This window comes from Streptomyces sp. DH10 (assembly GCF_029813805.1).
Classification (GTDB): Bacteria; Actinomycetota; Actinomycetes; order Streptomycetales; family Streptomycetaceae; genus Streptomyces; species Streptomyces coeruleofuscus.
This window is the reverse complement of the sequence record NZ_JARVKU010000043.1, coordinates 1-12,788: the sequence shown is the minus strand read 5'-3', so window position 1 is coordinate 12,788 and position 12,788 is coordinate 1. Positions and strand designations below refer to the sequence as shown.

Below are 12,788 nucleotides of genomic sequence, written 5' to 3'. Positions count from 1 at the left end.
GATGACCACCCACCTCGCAACGGAGCGGAGCGGCCGCCGCGGCGGCCGCTCGGCCCGCAACCCGGTCGGACGCGCCGGTTACGTCTTCGTCTCCGGCTATGTCCTCCTCCTGCTCGCCTTCGGCGTCCTGCCCACCGGTTACGCGGTGTGGCTGTCGCTGTCCAACTCCCGCAACCAGCTCGTCGGGATCGGCAACTTCACCCGGACGTTCGCCGATTACCGCTTCGGACCGGCCTTCCTCCACATCGGCCTGTACCTGGTGGTGTGGCTGGCCAGCCTGATGATCCTGGTGGTGCTGCTCTCCCTGATGCTGCACGGCCGCATGCGCAGGGCCTCCACCAGCCTGCGGTTCCTGTTCTACCTGCCGGGTGCCCTCGCCGGGGTGGCGAGCGTAGTGCTCTTCCTGATCCTCCTCGACCCGGCGGCCAGTCCGGTCGGCTGGCTGCTGAAGGGCTTCGGCTGGAACACCCTCGCCCAGGTCAACGCCCCCGGTCATCTGCCGGTGCTCTTCACCGTCATCGCCTTCTGGACGGGGGCCGGCGGCTGGATCGTGGTCATGTACGGCGCGCTCAACAGCATCCCCGACGAGATCCTGGAGGCGGCCCGCATCGACGGCGCCAGTACGCTCCAGGTCGCCCTGCGCATCCAGATCCCGATGATCACCAAGTGGATCGCGTACATGCTGATCCTGGCCTTCGCCGCCGGCACCCAGCTCTTCGTCGAGCCGCAACTGGTGTCCCTCGCCAGCTGGGGCATGATCCCCGACAGCTGGTCACCGAACCAGCTCTCCTACCAGTACGCCTTCCAGGCAGGCGACTTCAACGGCGCGGCGGCGCTCTCCGTCGACCTCCTCATCCTGGGCCTCGCCTGCGCGGCGCTCGTCGTCTTCCGTACCGGCCTGTTCGACAGGGACGAAGGATGACCACGGCCCCCACGACCACAGCCCGCCGAACCCGGCCGCCCCGTACCGCCGGCGCCCGCACCAGCCCGAGGAAGCCCATGCGCCAAAAGCGCCGCCCAAGGTCACTGGCCGCCCGGCTGGCCTGGATCGTCGTCATGGGCCTGTCCACGCTGTTCTTCTGTGTGCCGGTGGTGTGGCTCCTGCTGGCCCCGACCAAGACCGACAGCCAGATCGTGCGAGACAACCCGTTCTCCTTCGGCTCTCTCGGCGCGGTCGCCGACACCTGGCATCACCTCTACGCGTTCCAGGACGGCGTCATCCTCACCTGGCTGCTGAACTCGGCGCTCTACACGTTCGGCGCGCTGGCCCTGACCCTGGTGACGTCGATCCCGGCCGGATACGCGCTGGCTCTCACCCAGTTCATCGGGCGGCGGGTGCTGCTGACCGTCACCATGCTCGTGATGCTCATGCCGACGGCCGCGATGGTGCTGCCCCTGTACCTGGGGATGAACGCCGTGCACCTGGACGGCACGATCTGGTCGGTCATCCTGCCCTTCTCCTTCTTCCCGTTCGGGGTCTACCTCACCTACATCTACTTCTCCTCCAACATCCCCTCCGACCTGCTGGCCGCGGCGCGCATCGACGGCTGCTCGGAGTGGCAGGTCTTCCGTCTCATCGCGATGCCGCTGGCCAAGCCCGTGATCGCCCTGGTCGGCTTCTTCAACTTCGTCGGCAACTGGAACAACTTCTTCCTGCCGTTCGTGATGCTGCCCGACAGCTCGCGATATCCGGCGCAGGTGGGGCTGAACAACCTGCTCGCCGCCTCGCCGCTGTTCAACACCGCCGGCGGCGTGGGAAACCAGATCATGCGGCCCGAACTGGCCCTCGCCACCCTGGTGACCATCGTCCCTGTTCTGCTCGTGTTCCTCTTCTCCCAACGCGCGCTCGTGTCCGGCATGCTCGCCGGCGCGACGAAGGAGTGAGGCGGCAGCCACCCCCCTTGGCGCCGCCGCCGTAATCAACCCGCGTTCCCTGACGTCGGCGTCTTCCGGCAACGCCGCCCACACTCACCTGAAGGACCCCTATGAAACGGGTTGCCCAGACGATCCGCCTGCGGCCCGAGCACCGTGAGCAGTATCTGCGCCTGCACGCCGCGGTCTGGCCGGGCGTCGAGGCCGCGCTGCGCGCCGCGAACATCCGCAACTACTGCATCTTCCTGCGCGAGGACACGCTGTTCGGCTACTTCGAGTACCACGGCGACGACTTCGAGGCCGACATGGCCGCGATCGGCGCCGACGCGGCCACCCAAGCCTGGTGGAAGCTCACCGGCCCCTGCCAGGAGCCCTGGCCGATACCGGCGCCGGGGGCAGCTGGTCGGACCTGACCGAGGTCTGGCATCTGAGTGAGTCCGGCACACCCTGACGGTCGTTCCCCCGCCCCTCGCCCGAGCCACCTGACAACCACCCATGGCAAGGAAAGCCCAGTGAAACGTCTACGAGTCGGCGCGCCCGGCGATGAGCAGCCCGCCGTTCGCACGGGGGAGGGCCGGCTGCTTGGTCTGTCCTCCATCACCTCCGACGTCGGCGGCGCCTTCCTCGCCTCTGACGGTGTCGACCGGGCCCGGGCGGCGATGGTCCCGGACCCGGGCGACGTGATCAACACCGGTACTCCCGCGGGTGTGGCCCTCGGCCTTCCCGGCACCCCCTACCTCCGCCCCGGCGACACCGTCGAGCTCGCCGCCGACGGCCTCGGCGCCCAGCGCCAGACCTTCGCCCAAGTGTGAAAGGCATCCCCTTGAGCAAGTTGACCAGCTTGAGCGGCCTGTCAGGGCTCAAAGCCGTCGTCACCGGCGGCGCGTCCGGCATCGGGCTGGCCACATCCCGGATGCTGGCCGAGCACGGCGCCACGGTGGCCGTCCTCGACCTCGATCCCTCCGGCGCCCCCGAGCCGCTGATCGCCGTCACGGCCGACCTCGGCGACGACGCCTCGGTACGCGTCGCCGTGGAGACCGCCGCCGGGCAGCTCGGCGGCCTGGACATCCTGGTCAACAACGCGGGCATCGGCGCCGTCGGTACCGTCGAGGACAACCCGGACGAGGAGTGGCACCGCGTCCTCGATGTCAACGTCCTGGGGACGGTGCGCACCACCCGGGCCGCCCTGCCGCATCTGCGGCGCTCGTCGCACGCGGCGGTCGTCAACACCTGCTCCGTCGCGGCCACCGCGGGCCTCCCGCAGCGCGCCCTGTACTCCGCCAGCAAGGGTGCGGTGCTGTCGCTGACCCTGGCGATGGCCGCGGACCATGTCCGTGAGGGCATCCGCGTCAACTGCGTCAACCCCGGCACCGCCGACACACCCTGGGTGACCCGGCTCCTGGACGCCGCGGACGACCCGGAGGCGGAACGCGCCGCCCTCGACGCACGCCAGCCCCTGGGCCGCCTGGTCGCCGCGGACGAGGTGGCGGCGGCCGTGGTCTACCTGGCGAGCCCCGCCGCGGCCTCCGTCACCGGAATCGCCCTCGCCGTGGACGGTGGCATGCAGGGGCTCCGGCCGCGCCCGGCGGTCGGCGCGTGAGAGCGACGACGCTGGGGGGCACCGGTGTCGAGGTCACCGAGCTGTCGTTCGGGGCCGCCGGCATCGGCAACCTCTTCCGCCCGGTCACCGACGAGGCCGCGTCCGCCGCGGTGGAGGCGGCCTGGGACGCGGGCGTACGCACCTTCGACACCGCCCCGCACTACGGACTCGGGCTGGCCGAGCGACGCCTGGGCGCCGCGCTGCGCGGACGCGACCGCGACACGTACACCGTCTCCACCAAGGTCGGACGACTGCTCGAACCCAACCCTGAAGGCGGCCGAGGCGACGATCTCGCCCACGGCTTCGCCGTGCCCGACACCCACCGCCGCGTCTGGGACTTCAGCTCCGACGGAGTCCTGCGCTCCCTGGAAGCGAGCCTGGACCGCCTCGGCCTGGACCGTGTGGACATCGCCTTGCTGCACGACCCGGACCACCACGCCGAGCAGGCCCTCACCGAGGCATACCCGGCGCTGGAACGGCTGCGCGGCGAAGGCGTCGTCAAAGCGATCGGCATCGGAGTGAACCAGTGCGCGCTCCCCGCCCGCTTCGTGCGCGAGACCGACATCGACGTGGTGCTGCTCGCCGGCCGCTACACCCTGCTGGAGCAGGAGGGGCTCGCGGAGGTACTGCCGGAGTCCGCCGCCCGCGGCAGGAGTGTCATCGTCGGCGGGGTGTTCAACTCGGGTCTGCTCACCGACCCGAGGCCCGGGGCCATGTACGACTACGCGCCCACCCCGCCAGATGTGCTCGACCGGGCCGTGCGCATGAAGGCGGTCACCGAACGCCACGGTGTACCGCTGCGCGCGGCCGCTCTGCGCTTCCCGTTCGGCCATCCGGCGGTCGCGAGCGTATTGTCCGGCGCGCGTTCCGCCGAGGAGGTCCGCGACACGGTGGATCAGCTGCGGCGAACGTTGCCGGCCGCGGTCTGGGACGGCCTGCGCGCCGAGGGGCTGCTGCCCCGGCACGTCCCCGTTCCTGCCTCCACGCCGGCCGAAGAAGCCCATCGACCGAAGAAGGAGTCGTGGGGGTGACCGCCATGGAGGCGAACAACGCTGAGGGCGTCATCGACGCACACCACCACGTGTGGGACCTCTCCCTCCGTGACCAGGACTGGATCACCGGACGGGAACTCGCCCCGCTACGCCGCGACTTCACGCTCGCCGACCTGGAGCCGGAGGCGCGGGCCGCCGGCGTCACCGCGACGGTCCTGGTCCAGACGATCGATGTACCGGAGGAAACGCCCGAGTTCCTGGCCTTGGCCCGGGACAGCGACCTGGTGGCCGGCGTCGTGGGCTGGACCGACCTGACCTCCCCGGATGTCGCCCGCGCGCTCGCGGCACTGCGGGAGGGGCCGGGTGGCGAGCACCTGGTGGGCATCCGCCACCAGGTGCAGGGCGAAACCGATCCGCGCTGGCTGGTGCGGCCGGACGTGCTGCGTGGGCTCGCCGCAGTGGCCGAGGCAGGGCTCGTGTACGACCTCGTCGTCAGGCCCCACCAGCTCGCGGCCGCCCGGGAGGCCGCCCAACTGCTTCCCGGCCTCACCTTCGTACTCGATCACATGGGCAAGCCCCCCATCGCCTCGGGCGAGCTCCGGCCATGGGCGGACGCCGTGCGCCTGCTGGCCTCGCTGCCCAACACCGTCTGCAAGCTCTCCGGCATGGTGACCGAGGCCGACTGGGACCAGTGGAGCGTCGAGGACCTCCGGCCGTACGCGGACACAGTGCTGGACGCTTTCGGACCGCGGCGGCTCATGTTCGGCTCCGACTGGCCCGTCTGCCGACTGGCCGCCACCTACGCCGAAGTCATCGGCGCCACACGGGAGTGGACGGCCCCACTCCATCCCGCCGAACGCCACGAGGTCCTCACTGGAACCGCTCTGCGGACCTACGGCCTGACCTCTACCGGCTCCCCGGCCGCTCAGAAAGCACCATAGTGATCTGCGCCACATACTTTCATTGGTTACGTTGAGGTGCCCGACCGCCTTTCGCCACCATTCTCCATGCGTCACGAGGATGGAGCCATGATGCCGAACCGCGCGGATTCTCGTACCGTCGGGCAGCCAGTGCCGACGCGGGCCGCCGAAGCCGCCGCGTGTCCCAGGCGTTCGCCCTGATCGTCGCGCCCCCGCCGCTTGTCGCCGGGGCGCTGTTCGACGCCAGCGCGATGTCCCGTCTCCCCACCTGTACCCGGAGTACCAGTGAACGTCTCCCTTGCCGTCTGGTTGCTGACAGTCGTTGCCCTGTGCGTGTTGGTGGCCGTCGACTTCTTCGTCGGTCGCAAGCCACACGACGTGTCCGTCAAGGAAGCCGGGACGTGGACGGTGGTGTGGATCGTCCTGGCCGTGCTGTTCGGGCTGGGGCTGTGGTACTTCGGTGGGAGCGGACCCACGGGTGAGTTCTTCGCCGGTTACATCACCGAGAAGTCGCTGAGCGTCGACAACCTCTTCGTGTTCGTCCTGATCATGGGGAAGTTTGCGGTGCCCTCGCAGTACCAGCAGCGGGTGCTGATGGTCGGCGTCCTGATGGCCCTGGTGCTGCGGGCCGGTTTCATCGCGGCCGGCGCGGCGATCATCGCCGCCTTCTCCTGGGTGTTCTACCTCTTCGGCGCCTTCCTGATCTGGACCGCGTGGAAGCTGATCCAGGACGCCCGCAAGCAGGATCACGAGGAGGAGTACCAGGAGAACAAGCTGCTGAAGATGGCGGAGCAGCGCTTCGGGGTGGCCGACCGCTACCACGGCACCAAGCTGTTCATCACCGAGAACGGCAAGCGGATCATGACCCCGATGCTGGTCGTGATGCTTGCGATCGGCTCCACCGACGTGCTGTTCGCCCTGGACTCCATCCCCGCGATCTACGGGCTGACGCAGGACCCCTACATCGTGTTCACGGCCAACGCCTTCGCCCTGATGGGCCTGCGCCAGCTGTACTTCCTCATCGGCGGCCTGCTGAAGAAGCTGGTCCACCTCTCCTACGGCCTGTCGATCATCCTCGGCTTCATCGGCGTGAAGCTGGTGCTGCACGCCCTGCACGAGTCGGGCGTCCACGTGCCCGAGATCAGCATCCCCTTCTCGCTGACCTTCATCGTGCTGGTGCTGGCCGTCACCACGATCACGAGCCTGCGCGCTTCCAAGAGGCAGGCGGCGGCTGAGGCCGGATAGAGGGCTGACGCATCACCGCCTCGGTGATCAGCCGGTGCCCGAGGTGTGCCCGAAATATGGTGAACCGGGGCAAATTGTGGTCTGGCCTGCCTGATATCCAGTCGGACGATCCGCTCAGGAGGGAGAAGCGATGGCACACGACGAGGTGACGGACGGGGACCAACAGGCTGGGGTCCCGGGCACACGAGATACGCGCCCGGCGGATCCGCCGCTGTCCATCCAGGTACACGGGGCGAAGGTCCACAACCTGAAGAACGTCGACGTGACGGTGCCGTTGCGCCAACTCGTCGCGGTGGCAGGGGTTTCCGGCTCCGGGAAGTCGTCGCTGGCGATGGGGGTGCTGTACGCGGAGGGCTCACGGCGCTACATCGAGGCACTGTCCACGTACACCCGCCGACGCATGGCGCAGGCGCCGCGTGCGGCGGTGGACAGCGTCGAGCACGTGCCCGCGGCCCTCGCCTTGCGGCAGCGGCCCGGGGTGCCCGGAGTGCGAAGCACCTTCGGCACGTCGACCGAGCTGCTCAACGTGATGCGTCTGCTGTTCTCCCGGCTGGGGTCACACCTGTGCCCCAACGGCCACCGGCAGGAACCGACGATCGACGTGGCCGCGGGACTGGACCTTACCTGCCCTGTGTGCGAGGTGACGTTCTACCCGCCGGGCGCTGAGTCGCTGGCCTTCAACTCGGACGGCGCATGCCCGCAGTGCACCGGTACCGGCATGGTCCGGGAGGTCGACGAAGCGGCTCTCGTCCCCGATCCGCACCGCACCATCGCCGAGGGGGCGGTGGCTCCATGGTCGATGTTCGGGCTGACGGTGATGCCGCAGGTCGCCGCCGAGCTCGGGGTGCGCACCGACGTGCCGTACACGGACCTGACCGCACGCGAGCGGGACATCGTCATGCACGGCCCCCCGGAGGAGCGGCACATCAGCGTCCGGTCCAAGAACGGCAAATTCTTCGAGCTGGACTTCACCTACCGCAACGCCCGCCGGGCCGTCGAGGAGGCCCTGAACAACGCCACCACCGAACGCGGGCTGAACCGTGTGAACAGGTTCATCAGCGCCCAGGTGTGTCCGGCCTGCCTCGGCACCCGGCTCAGCGAGCAGGCCCGCGCCACCCTCGTCGACGGCATCAACCTCGCCGAAGCCACCGCGAAGACCCTCGACGAACTCATCGCCTGGGCCCCGACCCTCGCGGACGCCCTGCCGTCCGAGATGCGCCCGATGGCACAGAACATCGTCGCCACCCTGCTGGAGACCGCTCGCCGCCTGGTCGAACTAGGCCTCGGCTACCTCGCCCTGGACCGGGCGAGCTCCACCCTGTCAACCGGCGAGCGCCAACGCGTCCAACTGGCCCGCGCCGTACGCAACCAGACCACCGGCGTGCTCTACGTCCTCGACGAACCCTCCATCGGCCTGCACCCCTCCAACGTGGACGGCCTGCTCGGCGTCATGCGCGACCTGCTCCGCGACGGCAACTCCGTGGTCCTCGTCGACCATGACGTCCAAGTCCTGCGCGAAGCCGACTGGCTCATCGAGATCGGCCCCGGCTCCGGCACCGAAGGCGGCACCGTCCTGGCCACGGGCGACGTCACCACTCTCGGCAAAGACCCCGATTCCCTGATCGGTGGATTCCTCACCGGTCGCGAACCCGTCCTCGTCCGCCAACGGGCCGGCCGCGACACGATGTTCGACCAAGGGCGCATCCACCTCTCCACCCAGCCCCTGCACACCGTGCACGCCCTGGACGTCGACATCCCCCGGGGCCGCCTGACCGCCGTGACCGGCGTGTCCGGATCGGGCAAGACCACGCTGATCCTCGAAAGCCTGATCCCCGCGCTCCAGGCGCAAGCCGCGGGCAGAGCGCTGCCTGACCATGTGACCGCGGTGGACGCGCAAACGATCACCCGGGTGAACACGGTCGACGCCACCCCCATCGGCGTCAACGTCCGCTCCACCGTCGCCACCTACAGTGGCATCCTCGACGACCTGCGCCGCGCCTACGCCGCCACCGATGCGGCCAAGCAGCGGGAGCTCACCGCCGCGGACTTCTCCTACAACACCGGCTCCCTGCGCTGCCCCCGCTGCGAAGGCACCGGCCAGGTCTCCCTCGACGTTCAGTTCCTGCCCGACGTCGACATCCCCTGCCCCGAATGTGACGGCACCCGGTACGCCCCCGAAGCCGTCGACATCCTCCGCCCGGCCCCCGGAACCCCGGACGACGGAATCTCCTTGCCCGAACTGCTTGCCCTCACCGTCAGGCAGGCGATCGAGCAGGTCGGAGACATCCGGCGGGTGCGCACCCGGCTCCAGGCCCTCATCGACCTCGGCCTCGGCTACCTCACCCTCGGCGAAGACACCCCGGCCCTGTCCGGCGGCGAGGCACAGCGGCTGAAGCTCGCCACCGAGCTGACGCGGAACCAGTCCGACACCCTCTTCGTCCTGGACGAACCCAGCGTCGGGCTCCATCCCCTCGACATCCGCACGCTCCTGGACGTCCTCCAGCGACTGGGCGACAACGGCGCCACCGTCATCGTCATCGAGCACGACCTGGACATGATCGCCAACGCCGACTACGTCATCGACATGGGCCCCGGAGGCGGCACCGCCGGCGGCACCATCGTCGCCACGGGAACACCCGACGACCTCTCACGTGATCGGCACAGCGTCACCGCCCGCTATCTCAGCCATCATCTGCGCCCGGCGAAGAGGTAACCGAGCAGAGCCGAGCCCACCAGTCGGGGCTGAACCCGAGACTGGCACCCCAGCACCAGCAATGAGGGGCCGTCACCGGTGCCGCGTCGTGCCCAGCTCGTCGGTGAACCGGGCGAGGACTTCCTCGGCCGTGGGGGCGGGCCGAACAACTGCTCCTGGCGGCGGGGGTCTGCGACCTGGCGGCCGCTGTCGAACCAGCCGAACATCGGCCATGTCCTTGACCAGGGGCATGAAGCGGCCGGCGACGGTTCCTGCGGCGCGGGCGATGGGGGAGGGGACGGCCCACACCGGCAGGGCAGGGCTGAGCTTCGGCCGAACCGGGGTGTCTACAGGGGGAGTTACTCGGACTCTTCCCGACGAACAGCGCGGCTGGTGATCGCGTCGGTGATGGCGTAGGCGGTGCGGACGAAGGCCTCCGCCTGCTGCGCCGACAGGTTCTGCGCGGAGGTTTCCTCCAGGGCCCGCCACATGGCTGCCAGGGGCTCCCGCATGGCACGGCCCTTGTCGGTGAGGTGGACGACCATGACGCGCCGGTCGTGTTCGGCCGGCTCGCGGACGAGCAGGCCGGCGTCCTGCATGCGGCGCAGGGACTTGGAGACGGTGGAGTGGTCCAGGCCCACGCTTTCGAGCAGCTCGGACTGGGTCTGGCCGTCCCGGTCCAGGAGCTGCATCAGCAGCAGCTCCTGGCCGGGGTGCAGGTCCATCTCGCGGAGCATGGCGGCGGCGCGGGCGCGGTGGGCGCGGGCGAGCTGGAAGATCGCGTAGCTCATCGGCCCTTCGCCGGCCGTGGTGGGGATGCGAGGTGTGGGGGCGGCCATGGTTCGGTTCCTCAGACGGTGTGGGTGGGGTAGTCGGTGTAGCCGGCTGCTCCGCCGCCGTAGAAGGTCGCCGGGTCGGGGGTGTTCAGCGGCGCGTCTGAGCGTAGCCGCTCGACCAGGTCCGGGTTGGCCAGCGCCAGTGCGCCGACGGAGACGAGGTCGGCCGTGCCGTGGTCGATGTCCTTGGCGCGGGTGGGCAGGTCGGTGCCGGCCCGGTTGAGGGTCAGCGTGGTCGGCCACAGCGTGCGCAGGGTGCCCAGCAGCGTGTCGTCGCCCGTGTGGAGGACGTGGAGGTAGGCGAGGCCGAGCGGGCCGAGGGCGCGTATGAGGGCCGGATACAGCTCGGCGGTGTCGGACTCGGCGATGTCGTTGTAGGGGTTGCCGGGGGAGATGCGCAGACCGGTGCGGTCGGCGCCGATCTCGTCGGCCACCGCAGAGGCCACCTCGACGGCGAAGCGGATGCGGTTGTCGAGGGAACCGCCGTAGTGGTCGGTGCGCTGGTTGGTGTTGTCGGACAGGAACTGGTGCACGAGGTAGCCGTTGGCGGCGTGGATCTCGACGCCGTCGGCGCCTGCCGCGACGGCAGCCGCCGCGGCGCGGCGGAAGTCGTCGACGGTCGCCGCGACCTCCCGCGTCGACAGAGCCCGGGGGGTCGGCATCTCCTGGGGCCCGGACGCGGTGAACATCGCGCCCTCCGGCCGGATCGCCGAAGGGGCGACCGGCCGGCGCCCGTGGGGGGTGTTGTCGGGGTGGGCGATGCGTCCGGTGTGCATCAGCTGGATGACGATCCGGCCGTCGGCCGCGTGCACGGCGTCGGTGACCTTGCGCCACCCGGCGATCTGCTCGTCATTGTGGATGCCGGGGGTGAGGAGGTAGCCCTGGCCGTCGGCGGAGGGCTGGGTTCCCTCGGTGATGATCAGCGCGTGCGAGGCCCGTTGGGCGTAGTACTCGGCATTCAGCTCGGTCGGTACGCCTTCGGGTGTGGAGCGGTCCCGGGTCATGGGGGCCATGACCAGGCGGTGGGGGAGGGAGATGGCGCCGACGGTGGTCGGTGTCCACAGGGAGTTCAGCATGTGTCGTCCTTCGGTGCGGTGGTAGCCAGGTGGTCGTCGGATGGGGAGAAGACAGGCGGCGTGATCAGTCGAGGGTGAGGACGAGCTTGCCCCGCACATGCCCGGCGTCGCTGACCTGCTGCGCCGTGGCGGCCTGGTCGAGCGGGTAGGCGGTGACGGTGGTGACGACCTTGCCGGTCGCGGCGTCCTGGGCCAGGGCGGCCAGGCGGGCGGCCGAGCGTTCCTGGGGGCCGTTGGCGAAGGTGATGCCGAGCTGGTGCGCGCGGAAGTCGGCGATGGTGACGATGCGTTCGGTGCCACCGCGCAGGGTGATGGAGTCCTCGAGGGCTCCCTTCCCGGCCAGGTCGAACACCGCGTCCACGCCGTCGGGGGCGAGCGCCCGGACCCTCTCGACCAGGCCCTCGCCGTAAAGGGTCGCGGTGGCGCCGAGCGCGGCGAGGTATTCCTGGTTGGCGGGGCCGGCGGTGCCGATGACACGCGCTCCGCGGGCCGTGGCGAGCTGGACCGCCAGGGTTCCGACCGCTCCCGCCGCGCCGTGCATCAGCACGGTCTCCCCGGCGGTGACGCCCAGCAGGTTCAGGACCCGCTCGGCGGTCTCGCCCGCCACCGGCAGCGCGACCGCGTGCTGCCAGTCGACGTCGGCGGGCTTGGGGGCCACGGTGGTGGCCAGTGCGTACTCGGCGTAGGAGCCGGTGTCCGACCAGCCCAGCACCTCGTCACCCACCTGTACGTCCCGCACGCCCTCACCCAGGGCGTCCACGACGCCGGCGAGCTCGTGACCGGGGACGGAGGGCAGCGGTGTCGGGAACACGGCCTCCAGTGCCCCGGAGCGGATCTTGCCGTCCAGGGCGTTCAGCCCGGCCGCCTTGACGCGGACGCGGATCTGCCCGGGGCCGGGCTGCGGAACCTCGATGTCCGCCTCGCGCAGCACCTCCGTGCCGCCGAAACGGTCGAACAGGATGGCTTTCATGACGACTCCTCTTTTGTGCGTCGCCACCAATTAGGTGGCTAGACACATAACGTAGCAGTAATTATGTGGCTAGCCAAGTGATTGCCCCGCAGGTCCTGGTGATGCGCCTCGGCGTCGAAGCCTGCGGGAGCCCGGTCGGGATGCTGGTACGGCGCTGGCGTGAACGTCGGCGTCGCTCGCAGTTCGACGTGTCGCTCGCCGCCGAGCTGTCCACCCGGCACCTGAGCCGCATCGAGACCGGGCGCGCGAACCCCAGCCGAGACATGATCCGGCGGCTGTGCGACGAACTGGACGTGCCGCTGCGGGAACGCGACGCGCTCTACCTGACCGCGGCCTTCGCCCCGGTGCACCCCGACGGCCTGTCCCCGGAGCTGCACTGCCCGGCCAGGGCGCGGGCGAGCCCTGCGCTTCTGTACGGCCCGCTCAGGTGTGAAAGCCGGGCAGGGACAGGCCTGATCGTCATACGGTTTCGCTTCCGGGTGCGGCGATGCCTGCTGTGTTCTCGACGGAGAGCAGGGAGTTCTGGCGTCCGGAGCCGATCCAGCGCACGAGGGCGACCAGGGCGAGGGCGAGGATGGCGAAGGC

General features: G+C 70.0%; 12 protein-coding genes and 1 pseudogene. 10 read left to right on the top strand and 3 right to left on the bottom strand.

Features of this window, described 5'->3' with window-relative positions; translation table 11 throughout:
- The first annotated feature begins 1 nt into the window (after position 1).
- The 9 genes and pseudogenes from QC385_RS42770 (at position 2) to QC385_RS42730 (ending at position 9,342) form a co-directional block, all read left to right on the top strand.
- Positions 2-922, top strand: coding sequence for a carbohydrate ABC transporter permease (locus tag QC385_RS42770; protein WP_279546818.1), 921 nt, complete (start codon positions 2-4; stop codon positions 920-922).
- Between the two features lie 77 nt (positions 923-999).
- Positions 1,000-1,884: a carbohydrate ABC transporter permease gene (locus QC385_RS42765; RefSeq protein ID WP_279546817.1), complete on the top strand. Its 885-nt coding sequence runs from the start codon at positions 1,000-1,002 to the stop codon at positions 1,882-1,884.
- Between the two features lie 101 nt (positions 1,885-1,985).
- Entirely contained in the window at positions 1,986-2,285 is a 300-nt protein-coding gene (locus QC385_RS42760) for an L-rhamnose mutarotase (RefSeq protein ID WP_443033119.1), read from the top strand.
- Positions 2,286-2,531: 246 nt separating this feature from the next.
- Positions 2,532-2,684 (top strand): annotated as a pseudogene (locus tag QC385_RS44430) (fumarylacetoacetate hydrolase family protein); the annotation flags it as partial.
- 29 nt (positions 2,685-2,713) lie between these two features.
- A complete protein-coding gene (locus QC385_RS42750; RefSeq protein WP_279546843.1) occupies positions 2,714-3,472 on the top strand; it encodes an SDR family NAD(P)-dependent oxidoreductase in 759 nt (252 codons plus the stop codon).
- Positions 3,469-4,503: an aldo/keto reductase gene (locus QC385_RS42745; RefSeq protein WP_279546815.1), complete on the top strand. Its 1,035-nt coding sequence runs from the start codon at positions 3,469-3,471 to the stop codon at positions 4,501-4,503. The genes QC385_RS42750 and QC385_RS42745 overlap by 4 nt, the downstream gene beginning before the upstream one ends.
- A 5-nt stretch (positions 4,504-4,508) precedes the next feature.
- Positions 4,509-5,405, top strand: a complete 897-nt coding sequence (locus tag QC385_RS42740; protein WP_279546842.1) for an amidohydrolase family protein — start codon at positions 4,509-4,511, stop codon at positions 5,403-5,405.
- Between the two features lie 264 nt (positions 5,406-5,669).
- Complete coding sequence (locus QC385_RS42735; RefSeq protein WP_279546814.1) at positions 5,670-6,629, top strand: TerC family protein; 960 nt, start codon at positions 5,670-5,672, stop codon at positions 6,627-6,629.
- Positions 6,630-6,759: 130 nt separating this feature from the next.
- Positions 6,760-9,342, top strand: a complete 2,583-nt coding sequence (locus QC385_RS42730) for an excinuclease ABC subunit UvrA (protein WP_279546813.1) — start codon at positions 6,760-6,762, stop codon at positions 9,340-9,342.
- Positions 9,343-9,680: 338 nt separating this feature from the next.
- Here the strand turns inward: QC385_RS42730 and QC385_RS42725 are convergent, their stop codons facing one another.
- The 3 genes from QC385_RS42725 to QC385_RS42715 form a co-directional block, all read right to left on the bottom strand.
- Positions 9,681-10,160 (bottom strand): MarR family winged helix-turn-helix transcriptional regulator, encoded by a 480-nt coding sequence (locus QC385_RS42725; RefSeq protein ID WP_279546812.1) that lies wholly within the window; start codon positions 10,158-10,160, stop codon positions 9,681-9,683.
- An 11-nt stretch (positions 10,161-10,171) separates the two neighbouring features.
- On the bottom strand, positions 10,172-11,233 hold the full coding sequence (locus tag QC385_RS42720) for an alkene reductase (protein WP_279546811.1): 1,062 nt from the start codon (positions 11,231-11,233) through the stop codon (positions 10,172-10,174).
- 64 nt (positions 11,234-11,297) lie between these two features.
- The gene (locus QC385_RS42715; protein ID WP_279546810.1) at positions 11,298-12,203 is read right to left on the bottom strand and encodes an NADP-dependent oxidoreductase; all 906 of its coding nucleotides are present in this window, start codon (positions 12,201-12,203) and stop codon (positions 11,298-11,300) included.
- 101 nt (positions 12,204-12,304) lie between these two features.
- Here QC385_RS42715 and QC385_RS42710 point away from each other — a divergent pair.
- A partial coding sequence (locus QC385_RS42710; protein ID WP_336621357.1) for a helix-turn-helix domain-containing protein occupies positions 12,305-12,788 on the top strand: 484 nt, incomplete at its 3' end.

Bases quoted from the DNA above. Each gene is read 5' to 3' on its own strand.
- QC385_RS42730 (WP_279546813.1), top strand. From the start codon at position 6,760: ATGGCACACGACGAGGTGACGGACGGGGACCAACAGGCTGGGGTCCCG.
- QC385_RS42770 (WP_279546818.1), top strand. From the start codon at position 2: ATGACCACCCACCTCGCAACGGAGCGGAGCGGCCGCCGCGGCGGCCGC.
- QC385_RS42720 (WP_279546811.1), bottom strand. From the start codon at position 11,233: ATGCTGAACTCCCTGTGGACACCGACCACCGTCGGCGCCATCTCCCTC.
- QC385_RS42715 (WP_279546810.1), bottom strand. From the start codon at position 12,203: ATGAAAGCCATCCTGTTCGACCGTTTCGGCGGCACGGAGGTGCTGCGC.
- QC385_RS42760 (WP_443033119.1), top strand. From the start codon at position 1,986: ATGAAACGGGTTGCCCAGACGATCCGCCTGCGGCCCGAGCACCGTGAG.
- QC385_RS42765 (WP_279546817.1), top strand. From the start codon at position 1,000: ATGCGCCAAAAGCGCCGCCCAAGGTCACTGGCCGCCCGGCTGGCCTGG.
- QC385_RS42725 (WP_279546812.1), bottom strand. From the start codon at position 10,160: ATGGCCGCCCCCACACCTCGCATCCCCACCACGGCCGGCGAAGGGCCG.
- QC385_RS42740 (WP_279546842.1), top strand. From the start codon at position 4,509: ATGGAGGCGAACAACGCTGAGGGCGTCATCGACGCACACCACCACGTG.